Below are 15,618 nucleotides of genomic sequence, written 5' to 3'. Positions count from 1 at the left end.
TCATATTTTGCCGGTTCGGTGGGAGGAGAGAGATTGATATAAAAATACTTTCTCTGGTCCTTGATTTGAGTATACCTGTCTCTCTGAAAAAGTCAACAGATATTCAATAAGTTTATTTTTTAACTTATAATTGAGAAAAATAAAACAATTTTAGACGAAAAAGTAATATATTCGATAGATATTTCACAAACGAAAAAAATAGGCTCTCCCACTGGGGAAGAAGTCAAAAAAGGCGGGCCGCATTGCGGCCCGCCTAAATCGGACGGTATATGGTCCTGTCACCCCGGATTTTCCACCGCGCCTACAAAGAGCACCGTGCCCTCCGCCTTGATGAGGAAGAGAAAGGGCCGGTCCAGGTCCATGACGCAGATGGCGGGATCCTCGGGAGGCGCAGAGGAACCGGCGGCGGCCATCAGGGTGACGGCTGCGGCCTCCACCCCCTGCTCGTCCACCGTCACCCGGGCAATCTGCTTGACCTGGTCCACCCACACTGGTTCCGTGTCGGTGAGGGGGGAGAAGTCGGCGGCGTCCCGGTCCAGGGCGTCGGCGATGCCCAGGCCCTCCAGGGTGGGCTTCAGGTCCAGGTCGGAGCTGACGTCGAACTTGGGCACGGACCACCGCACCTCGCCCTGAATGGCGTCGCCGCTGTCCATGTCCAGGCCGGAGAGGAAGTCCGGGTCGGAGAGCAGGTCATTGGGGGTGACCCCCTCCTCGGGCAGCACAAAGACCATCTGCCCCAGATAGGTGGAGATGGCGGCGGCCTCATACCCCTCCCGGCGGAGGAAGGACACATTCCTGTCCGTGCGGTGCATGAAGTCCACCGTCAGAGACTCCCCGCCGGCGGTGGTGAAAATGTCCTTGCTGGTATTTGCCGGGAGGAACTCATTCCGCCAGCCCGCCTGGTAGTACAGGGTGGAGGCCAGCACCGCCAGGGTGTCCGGGGTGGTCTCCAGCACCTTTCCATTTCCGCCGATGAGCCCCCTGGTCTGCTCCGCCACCCAGGCCGCCAGGGCGCTGTCGGCCTCGTCGGTGCCCATGGGCACCCGGTAGGAGGCGGCGTAGTAGCGCTCTGCCAGGGTGTCCAGCACATCCTGGCGGAAGTCCATGCCCTCCCCCAGCCAGATGGAGCTGCCCAGCAGCAGGGACGCGGTGCCGTCATCGGTGTACAGGGCGTGCCACAGGCTGTCCGCCCAGCCCCGCAGCTGCTCCAGGTCCTCCGCCCCCAGGGCGGTGAGCACCTGCTGCCGGGTCTCCCCTGCCGTGGTCTCAGCCAGCATGGCCAGGGCAAACCACAGGGAGATGGGCGAGTAAATCCGGTTGTATTCCCCTGCCAGGGCCAGGGCGGCGCTGTTGGCGGAGAAGTCCGCCAACGCCTCCGGCAGGCCGGGCTGGTCCTCCAGAGCCGGGGCGGCGTCCCGGAAGGCGTCCCACTCGTCCTGGTAGGCGTCATAGGCGTCGTTCCAGTCGATCCAGGCCTGCTCCGTGTCCAGAAGGGGCTCGCCGGGGGCCTTGGGCAGCTCGGGATACTCCGGCACAGCCAGAGCCTGGGCGCTGCCGCCCACTGTGGGGGCGGTCAGGCCGGGAACGCCGGTAAAGAGCAGTACCGCCGCCAGCACCGCCGCCACCGCGGCAGGAATCAGAGGCCGGCGGCGCTTTTTGCGCCCTGTCCCTGCGGCAGCCCGGTCCACCAGCTCCGCCGAAGGCCGGAGGGCGTCATTGGCCGCCTTATATCTGTCCAGCATGGTCATTCGTCTCCTTTCAGTGCCGCCGCCAGCCTGTCCCGGCCCCGGGACAGCCAGCTCTTTACCGTGCCCTCCCGGGCGCCGGTCAGGGCGGCAATCTCCGCCACCGAATATCCCTCGTAGTAGTGGAGGTGGATGGCGGTCCGGTAGGGTTTGGGCAGGGCCAGCACCGCCTGGTACACCGCCCGGTCTTCCTCGGGCACCGCCCGGGTGAGCGCCTCCTCCAGAGGCAGGCTTTTCCGCCAGGGCGCGGAGAGCAGGGTACTGGTGCAGTTGAGGGTGCAGCGGATGAGCCAGGCCTTCCGGTGCTCGTCGCTGCTCAGCTCCCCCTCGTGGCGGAAAAAGCGGGCGAATACCTCCTGAAATACGTCCTCACTGTCCTGGATGTGGCGGGTGCGGGCCAGAGCCAGCCGCCATACCATGCCGCCCCAGCGCTCCACCTGAGTCCGGGCGGTCCTCTCGTCCGTCATATTCCCTCACCTCTTTTGGGCATCCTCTGCCCCGGAGACCGCCCGCCATGCCCTCAGCGGGCCGCCCTCCGGGACCCCTTACGCCTATAATACCAGAAAAGAAGCGGGAAGGTTGCAGGGCGGGAAAATTTGAGGGGGATTTTTGAAAATATTCATGGATTCTTGATATTATCCCCCGCGTCCCGTGCTACAATGGTCCAAGGCTCAACGGCGGTACAGAGAAACGGGGCGGCGCCGGGCGCGCTCCGGAGATACATAAGGGAGGAATTGCTGTGAATGGGAAAGAGCTGACCTGGCGGGAGCGGGGGCGGCTGTGGCTGCGGCTGGGTATCCGGCTGGCCGGGACGATTCTGGTGGTGCTGTTTCTGATGTACGGCGCGCCGCCTTTACTGGGCCTGCTGATGCCCTTTGTGCTGGCTCTGGTGCTGACCTGGATTCTCAACCCGGCCATTGTGAAAGTGCAGCGGCGGCTGGGCGCGTCCCGGAAGGTCTTGTCCCTGGTGCTGCTGATTTTGATTTTTACCGTGGCGGGGGGCGTTCTGGCGGCGCTGGTGTACAATATTGTCAATGAGGTGGCTTCTCTGGTGATAAACTGGCCCGCCATCTGGGCGGACAGCCTCCAGCCCGCCATTGCGGACCTGGAGGGCTTTCTCTCCGGCCTGTTTGCCGGGCTGCCCCAGCAGGTGAGCCAGACCGTCACCGATGGCCTGGAAAAGCTGGTGTCCTGGCTCAACGAGATGATCCCCGGGCTGCTCAGCCAGGCGGGCAGCGCGGCGGGCTCCTTTGCCTTCAGCATCCCCTCCTTTGTGGTGGCCCTGGTCATCTTTGTCATGGCCACCTATTTCATCGCCTCCGACTACCCCCGCCTCCGCCTCATGGTCACCGGCCGTCTCTCCCCCGGCGTCCGGGACTTCTTCGGTAGCGTCAAGCGCACGGCGGTGGCCGCCTTCGGCGGATATGTGAAAGCCCAGCTGATTTTGTCGGTGGTCGTCTTCTTTATTCTGCTGGCGGGCTTTGTGATTATCCGCCAGCCCTACTCGGTGCTGCTGGCCTTTCTGCTGGCGGTGCTGGATTTTATCCCCATTGTGGGTTCCGGCACTGTCATGGTGCCCTGGGCGGTGGTGGATCTGTTCCTGGGCGAGTACCGCCATGCGGTGGAGCTGATGGTCATATGGGGCATTATCGCCCTGTTCCGCCGGGTGGCTGAGCCCAAGGTAGTGGGCGACCAGACCGGACTGTCCCCCATCCTGTCCCTCGTCAGCATCTATGTGGGCATGAAGCTGGCCGGAGTGGCGGGCATGATTCTGGGCCCGGTGCTGTGCATGGTGGTCATCAATATCAGCCGCCTGGGAGTGCTGGACGGGGTGCTGTCCGACCTGCGCCTGGCCGCCGAAGACCTGGCCGCCATTCTGAAAAACCGGCCTGCGCCCGAAGCAGAACGGGAGCCGGAACAGGAAGAAAAGAAAAATTGAGCAGTTTTCTGAAACCTTTTTAAGGCAAAAGCGGAAAAAGCATTTTGCCGGCAAACATATTGCGGCAGCCGGTGAAAGTTCAAATTTCATTTTATCTTTCTTCATGCTTTGGACATAAATTCCGGGTATGCTTAGTCCCGTAAAAAGGAAACGGGTCAGAAACCCGCCGAGAGAGTATCTCGTGATAGAAGGAGCGACAGATATGTATTACAGTGAATTTAATCCTGAAAACCGCCCCGAGGAGCAGCAGCCCCAGCAGACTTTCGAGGCGACCTCTTACCATATGGAAGACAACGCGCGTTCCGACAAAAAGAAGAAGCGGGTCTGGCCCAAGATCACCGCTCTGTGCCTGGTGTGCGCCCTGCTGGGCGGCGGCACCGGAGCGGGCGTCATGGCGGCCCTCAACGGCGGCGTGAAGGGTTCCACCACCGTCTACCAGGGCAGCCATGCCCCCACAGTGGTCAGCGTGTCCAATGTGACCACCAAGGAGCCTCTGACCGCGGCCCAGATTTATGCCACCTATGTGGGTTCCACGGTGGGCATTACCACTGAGATCGACACCAACGTATTTGGACAGGTGGTCCAGACCGCCGCCTCCGGCTCCGGCTTTGTCATCAGCCAGGACGGCTACATTGTCACCAACTACCATGTCATCGAGGACGCCAGCAGGATCACCGTGACCTTTGTGGACGGCAAGAGCTATGACGCCACCCTGGTGGGCGGCGACGAGGAGAACGACATCGCCGTGCTGAAGATTGACGCCACCGGCCTGACCCCTGTGGTCATCGGCAGCAGCGACAATCTGGTGGTGGGCGATCAGGTCTACGCCATTGGCAACCCTCTGGGTGAGCTGACCTTCTCCCTCACCGGCGGCTATGTCTCCGCCCTGAACCGGAACGTGACCATGAGCGACGGCCGCCGCATGAACTACATCCAGACCGACACCGCCATCAACAACGGCAACTCCGGCGGTGCGCTCTTTGACCAGTACGGCCAGGTGGTGGGCATTGTGTCCGCCAAGCTGTCCAACAACGGCGATACCTCTCAGGCCGCTGTGGAGGGCATTGGCTTTGCCATCCCCATTGACAACGTGTGGAACATGATTACCGACATCATGGAGTATGGATACATCACCGGCAAGCCCTACATGGGCACCATCAGCACCAATGTCAGCGGCGAGGCCCAGCGCTACGGTGTGCCCGCCGGCGCCTATGTGATGGGCGTGGTGGACAACTCCTGCGCCGCCAAGGCCGGCCTCCAGGAGGGCGACATCATCACCAAGCTGGACGACACCGACATCACCTCCTCCGACGACCTGCAGAACGCCCTGGCTGAGTACCGGGCCGGCGACACCGCTACGCTGACGGTGAGCCGCTCCGGTCAGACCCAGACTCTGACCATCACCTTTGATGAGCGCACCGACGAGCGGGTAGCGGCCTCCCAGGAGCTCCAGAATCAGATTGAGGAGGAGCAGAACCAGCAGTACAGCCAGCAGTATGGCAACAGTTACGGCGGCGGTTACTGGCCCTTCGGCTGGTAAAAGGAAAAAACAGAGCGGCGCGGTGAAGATTCACCGCGCCGCTCTGTTTTCATCCGGCACTGCTGGATTTAGTTCCCGGCCGCGTAGGCGGCGGCCTGTGTGCCCGCCTGCTTGCCAAAGACCATGCAGCCGGTATTCTGAATGCCGCCAAAGGTGGTGTGGCCGCAGATGTTGGCATTGCCCACAATCTCGCCGGCCTGATACAGACCGGGGATGGGCTCGCCGGCCTCGTTGAGCAGCTGGCACTTGTCGTTCATCCAGGGGCCGCCGGAAGTAATCATGACATAGGGAATGGTGCGGACGATGTAGTAGGGGCCGGTCTCAAACTTTTTCATCTCGCGGGTACGGCCGAAGTCGGCGTCCACGCCGGCGTCCACAAAGCCGTTATACCGCTCAATGGTGGCCTCCAGCCCGGCGGCGTCAATTCCGGCCAGCTCGGCGGCCTGGGCGACGGTGTCGCCCTTGAAGATTTCCTGACCGGCCTCCACGGCGGCGTCCCACTTGCTCCAATCGGTATCGCCGGAGAAAATGGGAAGCTCGCTCTCGCGCAGCTCGTCTACCATGGCCTGGTCGAACATAATGTAGACGGTGTTGTCCCCTTTTTTCCACCAGGAGGTGATCTCGTCGTAGTCAGAGCCATCCTCTGCGCCCAGCTCATCCACAAAGCGCTGGCCCTGGGCATTGACGAAAATCATATAGGGGAAATCCTTGATGCGGATGCTCATGGTCTTGACGAAGTTATCCCCGTCCCGCACGCCGCCGGCATAGGTGGAGCAGTAATCCATGTTCTTGAGCACGCCGCCGGCCTGCAGGGCAAAGCGGAAGCCGTCACCGGTGCAGAACTCGGGGCTGGTGGTGAGGCAGTTCTGGAAGTTGTACTCATGGAGGAGCTCTTCACTGTGGCCATAGCCGCCGGTGCACAGCACAGTGGCGGGGGCGCTGTAGGCGGTTTCGGTGCCGTCCTCGGCTCTGGCATTTACGCCAACCACCTTCTCGCCGTCCATTACCAGGCTGGTGGCCTCGGTGTTGTAGAGAATGGCAACCTTGCCGGCCTCCACCTGCTCGTCCAGAAGATTCCCCACAACCTCCAGGTAGCTCTTGATGCTGCCGCTGTAAACCCGGGCCACGTTCATGGGTTCGTAGAGGCTGGGCATCTTGGGAATGCGGTCGCCCATGTCGGCACCCAGGCTGTCCAGCCAGTCCACCGCCTCGCCGGAGTGGCGGGCATAGTACCAGGTAAGCTCTTCGTTGTAGTTGTCCTTTCCGCCGTTGTCGGCGTTGCGCTTTTCGATCTCCTCCACAATAAGCTCGGGAGTGTCCACAATGCCGGCCTCTTCCTGCATTTTGGTGCCCGCGCCGGAGAGCGTGGAGCCGCCCACATTGGCGGATCCGCCCCGCTTGCCGGTTTTCTCCAGCACCAGTACGTTGGCGCCCGCCTCGGCGGCGGCCAGGGCGGTGTTCATGCCTGCAAAGCCGCAGCCAATGACAATGACGTCGGGGGATTCAAAGGGCAGGGATACAGGCGCGGCGGAAGCGCTGCTCTCAGGCTCGGCCTCTCCCCGGGCTACGGCCAGGGCCTTGTCCACCGCCTCGCAGATGGCGGTGGAGGTGATGGTAGCGCTGGAAACAGCCTCTACTTCGGTGGAATTGGCCTCCACAATGGCCGTGGGAATCTGCTCGATGGCAGGGTCGGAGATGCCGGGCGTCTCGGCGTGCTCCACCACCGTTACATTGGTGATGGCGTTGGCGTCCACGGTAACTTCAACCGTCACCTTGCCGCCCATGCCGTTTTCCGAGGTGCCCTGATAGGTGCCGGGGGTGTAGATACCGTTTGCCGTTCCGGCGCTTGAGGTTGGAGCAGGTGAGGCAGTTCCGCTGTCGGGACTGCCGCAGGCGGCCAGGCTGAGCAGCATGGCCAGGGCCAGAAGCCCGCTGATAAGACGATTTTTCTTCATGCGTTCCTCATTCTCCTTCAATTATAAACCATACAAAACAAGCTGCCGTTCAAAAGCCGGATGAAAACAGCTGTGTCACTATATTAGGCGCAGGATATGAAAATGTCAACATTTGAGCGGCCGGTAAATCTATTTTTAGCAAAACAGACCTATCTGCGCAAAAAAACCATGCGGAAAAAGGAAAAGATTTTAGAACGAATGTTTGCGTTTTGGCTGGGGCTGTGATATAATAGCGTACACCAAGAGCGAAAGAAAGAACGGCGCGAAGTCCCGTTTATGGGGCCGCGCCTCTGCCGCCGCCGGCAGACCATACAAGGAGGGCTCGCAATGAGGATACTCTCTCCCAAGCAGCAGCAGATTTACGATTACATCGTGTCCTTCCAGGCCGACCATGGCTATCCCCCCTCTGTCCGCGAGATCGGCGAGGCGGTGGGGCTCAAGTCCCCCTCCACAGTCCACTTCCACCTGAAGGGGCTGGAGGAGAAGGGGCTCATCATCAAGGCTGAGGGCAAGACCCGTGCCATCACCGTCAGCGGTTCCGCCGGCCGGCCGATTGCCGAGGAGGAGCACCCCAGCGCCAACCGGGTGCCCGTGGTGGGCAACGTGGCCGCCGGTTCCCCCATCCTGGCCGAGGAGTGCATTGAGGACTATCTGACCTTTGACACCGGCGGACTGGCCGGGGAGCACTTCGCCCTGAAGGTACGGGGTGAGTCCATGCTGGGGGCGGGCATCCTGCCCGGAGACCTGGTGGTGGTCCACCGCCAGCCTGAGGCCCACAGCGGAGAGATTGTGGTGGCGCTCTTTGAGGATGAGGCTACGGTCAAGACCCTCCGCTGGAAGGACGGCCATCCCTGGCTCATGCCCGAGAACCCGGATTATCAGCCGATTGACGGCGCCGGAGCGGAAATTTTGGGCAAGGTGGTAGCTGTGGTGCGCAAGTACTGAGAATAACAGACAGCCCCGCTGTCCATCCATGGACAGCGGGGCTGTTTTTCGTGCAATATAGACGGCTTACTTCTGACCCTGGAGCACAGAGCCGGCGAACTCCAGCGCCTTGGTGGCAGCGGGCTCCCAGAAGGTCCAGGCGTGAACGCCATCGGGCTCCACAGAGAGCTGAGCGTCAGGGGCCACAGTGAGGAGCTGATTATAGAAGTTCTGCACCTCGGAGATATCCACAGTGGTATCCGCATCGCCGCTGATGACGTAGAAGGACACGGGGCTGTTCTTGGCAGTGTAGTCCTCCAGATAAGAGGCGGGGTAGAAGGACTCCCACACGCTCTGGGAGAAGTTGGCGTCACCCTCGGGGAACACATGCCAGTTGTCGTACAGGTCGTTGCCCCTGGTGGGCTCAGCCCACACAGCGGGGGAGATCAGCAGAGCGGCAGAGAAGAGCTCGGGATATTTCAGCGCAAAGCGGGCCGCGCCGTAGCCGCCCATGGAGATGCCGCCAATTATCCGGCCTTCCTTGGCGGCGTCAGCCCGGTAAAGGGACTCGATGGTGGGGAACAGGTCGTTGATAAAGGCGGACTCCATATCCAGGGCAGGACCGTCGATGTAGTAGGAGTTGAAGCCGTCGGGGAACACCACAATGGCCTCGGGCATCTGGCCGTTTTCGATCAGCGTGTCCATAATCTCGGGGGTGGAGAACCGCTCCACCAAGTTGCGGTGGTTGCCGAAGGCGCCGTGGAGCAGATAAATGACCGGGTAGGTTTTGCTGGCGTTGGCCGGGTCATCGTAGCCCCGGGGCAGATAGATGGTGTAGTTCCAGTCCAGCTTCAGAGTCTCAGAGTAGAGAGTGGGGGCCAGAGTGTAGCTGGCGTACTCCTCCTCGGGCTCAGCGCTGGGAGTTGGGGCAGCGCTGGGAGTAGCGCTGGGCTGGACGGACTGACTTGCCGAGACCGGGGGACTGGGGGAGGAGGTTCCGGCGGCAGGCTGCTGGGCACAGCCGGCAGTACCGGCCATTAAGACGGCGGCCAGCAGAAGAGCGGAAATCTTTGTATATTTCATCCTAGTTATTCTCCTTTTCCAAATGGATAGGCGATTTGTTCCTTCCTTGCCCACGCCCTTCTGATGGGCCCTTGTCTTGGGGCGGAGGCTGCCGTGCTGCGGTAGAACGGGCGTCCCCGTCTGCTGCTCCTGTTTCAATATGCGCCCGAAATGTTGAAAAGTCAATTTCTAAAATTGAAACATTGGTCCATAAATGCGGAGGATATTGGATAAAAATTGTGCAGAACATATAAAAAACGGCAGAGAAGAGCTGCGCGGTGTGGCTTGCAAAACGGGAAATAGAAATTTCGGGCGGTGATTTACTGGGCGCCGATGGCTGTGGTATAATAACAGAAACGCTGCTGTCCAGCGGCGGCGGGGCGAAGCGGAAAGGAGCGCGGGCAGGTGGACCTGATTTTGTTTGACACAGCTCTGGGGCCTATGGGGCTGGAGGAGGAGAACAGCGCCATTGTGCGCCTGCTGCTCCCCGGCCGGCCCGCGCCCAGAATTGCCTGTCGCGAAACTCCTCTGCTTACGGAGGGAAAACGGCAGGTGCTGGAGTACCTGGCCGGACAGCGGCGGGAATTCCACCTGCCTCTGGCCCCGGGAGGGACGGAATTTTACCGGTCCGTGTGGCGGGCGCTGGAGGCCATCCCTTACGGAGAGACCAGAAGCTATCGGGACATTGCCCAGGCGGTGGGACGGCCCAGGGCCGTCCGGGCGGTGGGGCAGGCCAACCACCACAACCCCATCCCCATCATCATCCCCTGCCACCGGGTGGTGGGGGCCAACGGCAGTCTGACCGGCTACGCCGGAGGGCTGGAACTGAAGGAGCGCCTGCTCCGGCTGGAGGCCGGGGCGGTGGAAGGAAAGGAGAACTGAGCCATGAAAAACCTGATTGCGGCGGGGAATCTGTACCTGAAGAAGATGGAGCTGACCGACATGGCCCTGCTCAAACTGTGCGTGGGGGCTCTGGGCGTACTCATCGGCCTGGGCGCCGCCAGGAAGCACAAAAAGGGCGCCGGCGCGCTGGCGGGACTGGTGTTCTGCCTGACCTATGTGCCCCTGCTGGGCCGGTTTTTCCGCGCCATTGTGACCGGGGACGGGGAGGAATAAGGAAATGGCAAAAACGGACAAGCGGTTCCAGGTGATCCGGCGGGAGACCCCGGCGGGCGGCTTTGCAATGGAGACGGTCATTTTGGTGGACACCCTCACCGGCGTGCTCTATCTCCAGGTGGTCAACGGGTACGGCGGCGGCCTGACGCCCCTGCTGGACCGGGACGGCAAGCCGGTAATCTGGGACAGCGCCCAGCCTTTGGAGGAAATGGATTGAAACTGGTATCGTGGAATGTAAACGGCCTGCGGGCCTGCCTGGGCAAGGGCTTTCTGGAGTCCTTCGCCGCCCTGGACGCGGACATCTTCTCCATCCAGGAGACCAAGATGCAGCCCGGCCAGGCGGAGCTGAACCTGCCCGGCTACAAGCAGTACTGGAACAGCGCCGAGAAGAAGGGGTACTCCGGCACCGCGGTGTTTACCCGGCTGGAGCCCCTCAGCGTGGCCTACGGCATCGGCTCGGAGGAGCACGACAGGGAGGGCCGGGCCATCACACTGGAATTTGAGGACTTCTATCTGGTCAACTGTTACGTGCCCAACGCCCAGCGGGAGCTGACCCGGCTGGACTGGCGCATGGAGTGGGAGGACGCCCTGCGGGAATACCTGCTGGGGCTGGACAAAAAGAAGCCGGTGATCTACTGCGGCGACCTGAACGTGGCCCACCAGGAGATCGACCTGAAAAACGCCAAGTCCAACCGGGGCAACGCGGGCTTCACCGACGAGGAGCGCTCCAAGCTGACGGAGCTGCTGGAGTCCGGATTTGTGGACTCTTTCCGCTACCTGTACCCCGACAAGACCGGGGCCTACTCCTGGTGGAGCTATATGTACCACGCCCGGGCCAACAACGCGGGGTGGCGTATTGATTACTTCATTGTCTCAAAGTCCATTGCAGAAAAAATCAAGGACAGCGTGATCCACCCGGAGATTATGGGCAGCGACCACTGCCCGGTGGAGCTGGACATTTTTTAAACCTGCGAAAAAGCCGCGAGACGCCTTTTTCGAGGGGGATTGCAGGCCGCTGCGCGCATAGTCCGGCCGCAGGCAGCCCTCTTCCTGCTTCAACCTCCATTGTGACAGACAAAAACGCCCTGCTGTGGAAATCACAGCAGGGCGTTTTGCGCTCTAATTTGTGGAGAAAAGGGGCGTTATCCCCATTCTGCGGGGTGAATGTGGAAAATTTACTGGTCCAGGGCCTCGGCTACGCCGGTGAGGTAGTTGGGCTCAAACTTCTCAATCTCGCCCTTGTCGCAGGCGGCAGACACGGCGGGATCGATGGGCAGGCGGGCCAGCACCTTCAGGCCCAGGTCCTTGGCCACCTGGTCAATGTGGCTCTCGCCAAAGACGGCGTGCTCCTTGCCGCAGTCGGGGCACTTGAAGTAGCTGTAATTCTCCACCAGGCCCAGCACAGGGATGTCCATCAGGCCGGCCATCTTCACCGCCTTGGTGACAATCATGCTCACCAGATCCTGGGGGGAGGTGACCACGATGATGCCGTCCACAGGCAGGGACTGGAACACGGTCAGGGGCACGTCGCCGGTTCCGGGGGGCATGTCCACGAACATATAGTCCACGTCGCCCCACACCACGTCGGTCCAGAACTGCTTGACCGTGCCGGCGATAACAGGGCCGCGCCACACAACGGGGTCGGTCTCGTGCTCCACCAGCAGGTTCAGGCTCATGACCTCGATGCCGGTCTCAGACACGGCGGGGTTGATGCCCAGGTCGGTGCCGGTGGCCCGCTCGTGGAGGTTGAAGGCGGTGGGGATGGAGGGGCCGGTGATATCAGCGTCCAGGATGGCCACCTTCCTGCCCCGGCGGCGCATGGCCACGGCCAGGGAGGAGGTCACCAGACTCTTGCCCACGCCGCCCTTGCCGCTGACCACGGCGATGACCTTGCCAATCTTGGACAGGGGGTTGGCGGGGGCCAGCAGGCTCTGGGGGGCGGTGCGCTCCCCGCAGTTCTCGCCGCAGGAGGAGCAGTTGTGCGTACACTCAGACATTGGAAAATCCTTCCTTCATCTTTAAAAGTTCATTGTCTCGGCTGATATATGAGAAAACAGCGGGAGTCCGCTGCCGCTCAGCGGTATTTGTAGCTGCCGCCGCCGATGAACTCCCGCAGCAGGGAGTCCTTGGCCACCATGGCCGGGTCCACCGCCTCAAAGGCGTCAAAGGCGTGGATCAGGTCCAGCAGCTCGGCCCGGCGCTGGTTTTCCGCCGGCACGGCCTGGAGCATGGGCAGGGCGTAATACTTCATGACGGACACTTCGTAGCGGAGCGAGGAGTCGATGATGACGTCGGCCTTGTTTTTGAAGGGGGAGATGTACAGCTTCTCCCCCCGGCGGACGTTGGCCCACATGTCCAGAGTGGTGGCAATGTCGGTGCCCCGGAAATTATAGTCCCGGACGGCCCGGCGGGTCAGCCGCATCCAGGTGCCCTTGAACACCACCCTGTCCCCGTCGCACACGTTGCTGCGGGCGGAGATGTACAGCTTGGTGGCCTGGGGGTGGCGGCCGGCGATGTCGTCGTTGAGGGCGTGGATGCCCTCGAAGATGGCGATCTCGTTCTCCTTCAGGCGCAGGGGGGTGCCCCGGGCGTCGTTGCGCATCTGACGGGCGAACTCGAACTTGGGGATGATGACCTCCTCCCCCCTGGACAGCTTGGCGAAGGTGTCCCCCAGCAGCTCCATGTCCAGGCATTTGGGGGACTCGTAGTCGATGTCCCCCTCGGGGGTCCTGGGGGCGGTGCGGGGATTCATGGTCTTGAAGTAGTTGTCCATGGAGATGGTGTGGGTGGAGATGCCCCGCTTCTCCAGCTCCTCCTCCAGCTTGAGGGCGGTGGTGGTCTTGCCCGAGCCGGAGGGCCCGGACAGCAGCACAATGGGGCTCACCCTGGCCCGCTTGGCAATGATGTCGGCGGCGGAGACCACCCGGCGCTGGAAGTTCTGGTCGCACTCGGCCAGAAAGGCGGCGGCGTCAGAGCGGATACGGTCGTTGATCTCATGCAGGGAATATGCCATGGTTACCTCCTTGCTGCGGCGTAAAAGTCCGCCAGCTTCTCCTTGTCGGCGATAATCCTGTCAATGGTGTTGATATATTCATATGGGTACTTGGGGTCGGAGATGCGCTCAATGCGCCCGGCGGACCGGTCCACCAGCTTGGTGACGCCGCCGCCCCCCAGGGCCAGCACGGTGTGCAGCTCCTCCATCATGCAGATGTTGTAGAGGTTCTCAGACCCGGGCCTGGTCCAGCCCACGTTCTCAAAGGAACCGGACATGTACTTCTGCCGGTACAGGTAGTAGGGCACATAGCCCGCGCCCCGCAGGGCGGTCCAGGCGTAGTCCAGCATGGCCGACACATCCTCCGCCGTGGGCAGGTGTCCCCCCTCGGTCATGAGCCGGGAGCCCTTCTTCAGAGCCAGAGTGTGGACGGTGATGTTGGCCGGGCCCATGGAGAGCACCTGGTCCAGGGTAGCGCGGAAGCCCGACCGGCTGTCCTCGGGCAGGCCGGCAATCAGGTCCATGTTCACGCAGGGAATGCCGGAATTCTGCACCAGCTCGTAGGCCCTGAGAATGTCTGCCGCCGTGTGGGAGCGGCCCATGGCCCGGAGCACCTGATCGCACATGGACTGGGGGTTCACCGACACCCGGCCGGCCCCGTTTTCCTTCAGAGCGGCCAGCTTTTCCGCCGTGATGGTGTCCGGCCGCCCGGCCTCCACGGTGTACTCGGTGCAGCGGGACAGGTCGATGTGAGCCCGGATGTGGCCCATCAGGGCGGAGAGCTGCTCTGCCGACAGCGTGGTGGGGGTGCCGCCGCCGATGTACACCGTGCGGACATGCAGCCCCTGGCGCTCCAGCAGGTCCCCGGCGGCCTCCACCTCCCGGAACAATGCCTCCAGATAGGGGGGCAGCAGCCTGAGGGCCCTGCCCACGTCGGCGGACACAAAGGAACAGTAGGCACAGCGGGTGGGACAGAAGGGGATGCCCACATAGAGGGAGATCTCATCCTCCTTCAGGCTGTCCAGGGCGGTCAGGCTGGCCTGGGCGCAGTCCATGGCCAGACGGCGGCGCACCGGGGTCACATGATAGGTGTCCCGCAGCACCGCCTCGGCCTGAGCAGGGGTCTCCCCCCGCAGCAGGGCCTTGGTGGGAATCTTCACCGGCCGAACGCCGGTGAGGGCGCCCCAGGGGGGCTCCTTCCCCAGCACCTGCACCGCCGCCCGGTAAAAGGACAGCTTCAGGGCCTTCTGAAGGGCCCGGTCCAGCTCTACCTGGCCGGTGATGCCCGCGGTCTTGACCCGGCAGGAGCCCACGGCGGATTTTCCCGCCCAGGTGAGGGCGGTGCGGCCGGTGGCCCACTGCGCGCCCCGGAAGAGGGTGATGCGGGCCTGGTCCTCCCCCTCCCCCGCCGGCTCCTCCGGGTAGAGGGGCCGCTGGCCGGGGAACAGGGTGAGCATAATCTGCTCGCAGGCGTACTTGTAGTCGTGGCCGGTGAGATAGAGTTTCATGGATAAATCCCTTTCCGGCGGGAGAGGGTCACTGGCCCGCGGCCTCCCGCATGTAGTAGTTGCCCTTTCGTTCGGCCTCCAGAGTGGAGGGGGCGTCATGGCCGGGGCAGACCATGTAGTCCCCCGGCAGGGCGGCAAGCCGCCTGAGGGAGCCCATAATCTGGTCATAGCTGCCGCCGGGCAGGTCGGTGCGGCCCATGGAGCCGCGGAACAGGGTGTCCCCGGTGAAGAGGGTATCCCCCACCTTCAGGCAAACGCCGCCGGGGGTGTGGCCGGGGGTGTGTATGACCTCCACCGTCAGGCCGCCCACCAGAACCCGGTCTCCGTCCACGTAGTCCTCCGTGGGGCCGGGGTCGGGGAGAAGGGAGCCGTCCCTGGCGGCCTTATCCGCCGGGTGGAGATACACCGGTACGCCGGGCAGGGCCCTGCGCAGCTCGGGCAGGGCGCCCACATGGTCGTAGTGGCCGTGGGTGAGGAAAATGGCGGATACCGTCAGGCCAAGCTCCTGCACGGCGGCGAGAATCCCGGCGGCATCCCCGCCCGGGTCCACAATGGCGCAGCGCTCCGAGGCTGCGTCGCCAAAGATATAACAGTTTGTACCGATGGGGGGTACGGTCAGCTGCTTGAAAATCATGTTCAGCACCTCGCTTGCATTCATGGGGGTGTTACATATGGTCGGTGTCAAAGAGGATGGTGACGGGGCCGTCATTCTGCGAAAAGACCTGCATATCGGCGCCGAATGTCCCACGGGTCAGGCCCTGTGGGAGCCCTGGACTGGACTCAAATCGCCCGGAGTGAATCCGGTCGATTTCAAGGTTTTCCTGCGGAAAACACTTG

General features: G+C 62.4%; 16 protein-coding genes. 7 read left to right on the top strand and 9 right to left on the bottom strand.

All coding sequences use genetic code 11. The features are described from left to right. Positions 1 to 278 precede the first annotated feature (278 nt). The gene (locus tag Q0K06_RS07450) at positions 279 to 1,742 is read right to left on the bottom strand and encodes a serpin family protein (protein ID WP_294550644.1); all 1,464 of its coding nucleotides are present in this window, start codon (positions 1,740 to 1,742) and stop codon (positions 279 to 281) included. A 2-nt stretch (positions 1,743 to 1,744) separates the two neighbouring features. Further along, entirely contained in the window at positions 1,745 to 2,212 is a 468-nt protein-coding gene (locus Q0K06_RS07445; protein ID WP_294550641.1) for an RNA polymerase sigma factor, read from the bottom strand. A gap of 272 nt (positions 2,213 to 2,484) precedes the next feature. On the opposite strand from Q0K06_RS07445, the gene ytvI reads away from it, so the two are divergent. Next, a complete protein-coding gene (ytvI, locus tag Q0K06_RS07440; RefSeq protein ID WP_294550638.1) occupies positions 2,485 to 3,684 on the top strand; it encodes a sporulation integral membrane protein YtvI in 1,200 nt (399 codons plus the stop codon). Positions 3,685 to 3,886: 202 nt separating this feature from the next. Further along, positions 3,887 to 5,224 (top strand): trypsin-like peptidase domain-containing protein, encoded by a 1,338-nt coding sequence (locus Q0K06_RS07435; RefSeq protein ID WP_294550635.1) that lies wholly within the window; start codon positions 3,887 to 3,889, stop codon positions 5,222 to 5,224. A gap of 68 nt (positions 5,225 to 5,292) precedes the next feature. Here the strand turns inward: Q0K06_RS07435 and Q0K06_RS07430 are convergent, their stop codons facing one another. Then, a complete protein-coding gene (locus tag Q0K06_RS07430; RefSeq protein WP_294550632.1) occupies positions 5,293 to 7,179 on the bottom strand; it encodes an FAD-dependent oxidoreductase in 1,887 nt (628 codons plus the stop codon). Positions 7,180 to 7,506: 327 nt separating this feature from the next. Here Q0K06_RS07430 and lexA point away from each other — a divergent pair, with 327 nt between their 5' ends. Further along, a complete protein-coding gene (lexA, locus tag Q0K06_RS07425; protein ID WP_294550629.1) occupies positions 7,507 to 8,124 on the top strand; it encodes a transcriptional repressor LexA in 618 nt (205 codons plus the stop codon). A gap of 66 nt (positions 8,125 to 8,190) precedes the next feature. Here the strand turns inward: lexA and Q0K06_RS07420 are convergent, their stop codons facing one another. Beyond that, complete coding sequence (locus Q0K06_RS07420; RefSeq protein WP_294550626.1) at positions 8,191 to 9,186, bottom strand: alpha/beta hydrolase-fold protein; 996 nt, start codon at positions 9,184 to 9,186, stop codon at positions 8,191 to 8,193. A 384-nt stretch (positions 9,187 to 9,570) separates the two neighbouring features. Between Q0K06_RS07420 and Q0K06_RS07415 the strand changes: the two genes are divergently transcribed. The 4 genes from Q0K06_RS07415 to Q0K06_RS07400 are packed head-to-tail and all read left to right on the top strand — an operon-like array spanning position 9,571 to position 11,247. After that, a complete protein-coding gene (locus tag Q0K06_RS07415) occupies positions 9,571 to 10,047 on the top strand; it encodes a methylated-DNA--[protein]-cysteine S-methyltransferase (RefSeq protein ID WP_365925047.1) in 477 nt (158 codons plus the stop codon). A gap of 3 nt (positions 10,048 to 10,050) precedes the next feature. Next, on the top strand, positions 10,051 to 10,281 hold the full coding sequence (locus tag Q0K06_RS07410) for a permease of phosphate ABC transporter (protein WP_294550623.1): 231 nt from the start codon (positions 10,051 to 10,053) through the stop codon (positions 10,279 to 10,281). Positions 10,282 to 10,285: 4 nt separating this feature from the next. Then, positions 10,286 to 10,498 (top strand): DUF6440 family protein, encoded by a 213-nt coding sequence (locus Q0K06_RS07405; protein WP_294550622.1) that lies wholly within the window; start codon positions 10,286 to 10,288, stop codon positions 10,496 to 10,498. Next, the gene (locus Q0K06_RS07400) at positions 10,495 to 11,247 is read left to right on the top strand and encodes an exodeoxyribonuclease III (protein WP_294550620.1); all 753 of its coding nucleotides are present in this window, start codon (positions 10,495 to 10,497) and stop codon (positions 11,245 to 11,247) included. The genes Q0K06_RS07405 and Q0K06_RS07400 overlap by 4 nt, the downstream gene beginning before the upstream one ends. A gap of 209 nt (positions 11,248 to 11,456) precedes the next feature. On the opposite strand, the gene Q0K06_RS07395 is transcribed toward Q0K06_RS07400, so the two are convergent. The 5 genes from Q0K06_RS07395 to Q0K06_RS07375 form a co-directional block, all read right to left on the bottom strand. Continuing rightward, positions 11,457 to 12,278 carry an Mrp/NBP35 family ATP-binding protein gene (locus Q0K06_RS07395; protein WP_294550617.1) on the bottom strand — a complete coding sequence of 274 codons (822 nt, stop codon included), beginning with the start codon at positions 12,276 to 12,278 and terminating at the stop codon, positions 11,457 to 11,459. A gap of 77 nt (positions 12,279 to 12,355) precedes the next feature. After that, complete coding sequence (locus Q0K06_RS07390) at positions 12,356 to 13,294, bottom strand: nucleoside kinase (RefSeq protein ID WP_294550616.1); 939 nt, start codon at positions 13,292 to 13,294, stop codon at positions 12,356 to 12,358. Between the two features lie 2 nt (positions 13,295 to 13,296). Next, a complete protein-coding gene (gene hemZ / locus Q0K06_RS07385; protein WP_294550614.1) occupies positions 13,297 to 14,781 on the bottom strand; it encodes a coproporphyrinogen dehydrogenase HemZ in 1,485 nt (494 codons plus the stop codon). 28 nt (positions 14,782 to 14,809) lie between these two features. Continuing rightward, positions 14,810 to 15,439, bottom strand: coding sequence for an MBL fold metallo-hydrolase (locus Q0K06_RS07380; RefSeq protein ID WP_294550611.1), 630 nt, complete (start codon positions 15,437 to 15,439; stop codon positions 14,810 to 14,812). Between the two features lie 7 nt (positions 15,440 to 15,446). Then, positions 15,447 to 15,536, bottom strand: a complete 90-nt coding sequence (locus Q0K06_RS07375; RefSeq protein ID WP_278244738.1) for a D-aminoacyl-tRNA deacylase — start codon at positions 15,534 to 15,536, stop codon at positions 15,447 to 15,449. Positions 15,537 to 15,618 lie beyond the last annotated feature (82 nt).

It is taken from the genome of uncultured Pseudoflavonifractor sp. (genome assembly GCF_944387805.1).
In the GTDB taxonomy this organism is placed as follows: Bacteria; Bacillota; Clostridia; order Oscillospirales; family Oscillospiraceae; genus Pseudoflavonifractor.
The sequence above is the reverse complement of the archived record's forward strand: the minus strand, read 5'-3'. Positions and strand labels throughout refer to the sequence as shown.

Coding starts and splice junctions, on each gene's coding strand:
- Q0K06_RS07450 (WP_294550644.1), bottom strand. CDS start 1,742: ATGCTGGACAGATATAAGGCGGCCAATGACGCCCTCCGGCCTTCGGCG.
- Q0K06_RS07445 (WP_294550641.1), bottom strand. CDS start 2,212: ATGACGGACGAGAGGACCGCCCGGACTCAGGTGGAGCGCTGGGGCGGC.
- Q0K06_RS07435 (WP_294550635.1), top strand. CDS start 3,887: ATGTATTACAGTGAATTTAATCCTGAAAACCGCCCCGAGGAGCAGCAG.
- Q0K06_RS07430 (WP_294550632.1), bottom strand. CDS start 7,179: ATGAAGAAAAATCGTCTTATCAGCGGGCTTCTGGCCCTGGCCATGCTG.
- lexA (WP_294550629.1), top strand. CDS start 7,507: ATGAGGATACTCTCTCCCAAGCAGCAGCAGATTTACGATTACATCGTG.
- Q0K06_RS07420 (WP_294550626.1), bottom strand. CDS start 9,186: ATGAAATATACAAAGATTTCCGCTCTTCTGCTGGCCGCCGTCTTAATG.
- Q0K06_RS07410 (WP_294550623.1), top strand. CDS start 10,051: ATGAAAAACCTGATTGCGGCGGGGAATCTGTACCTGAAGAAGATGGAG.
- Q0K06_RS07405 (WP_294550622.1), top strand. CDS start 10,286: ATGGCAAAAACGGACAAGCGGTTCCAGGTGATCCGGCGGGAGACCCCG.
- Q0K06_RS07395 (WP_294550617.1), bottom strand. CDS start 12,278: ATGTCTGAGTGTACGCACAACTGCTCCTCCTGCGGCGAGAACTGCGGG.
- Q0K06_RS07390 (WP_294550616.1), bottom strand. CDS start 13,294: ATGGCATATTCCCTGCATGAGATCAACGACCGTATCCGCTCTGACGCC.
- hemZ (WP_294550614.1), bottom strand. CDS start 14,781: ATGAAACTCTATCTCACCGGCCACGACTACAAGTACGCCTGCGAGCAG.
- Q0K06_RS07380 (WP_294550611.1), bottom strand. CDS start 15,439: ATGAATGCAAGCGAGGTGCTGAACATGATTTTCAAGCAGCTGACCGTA.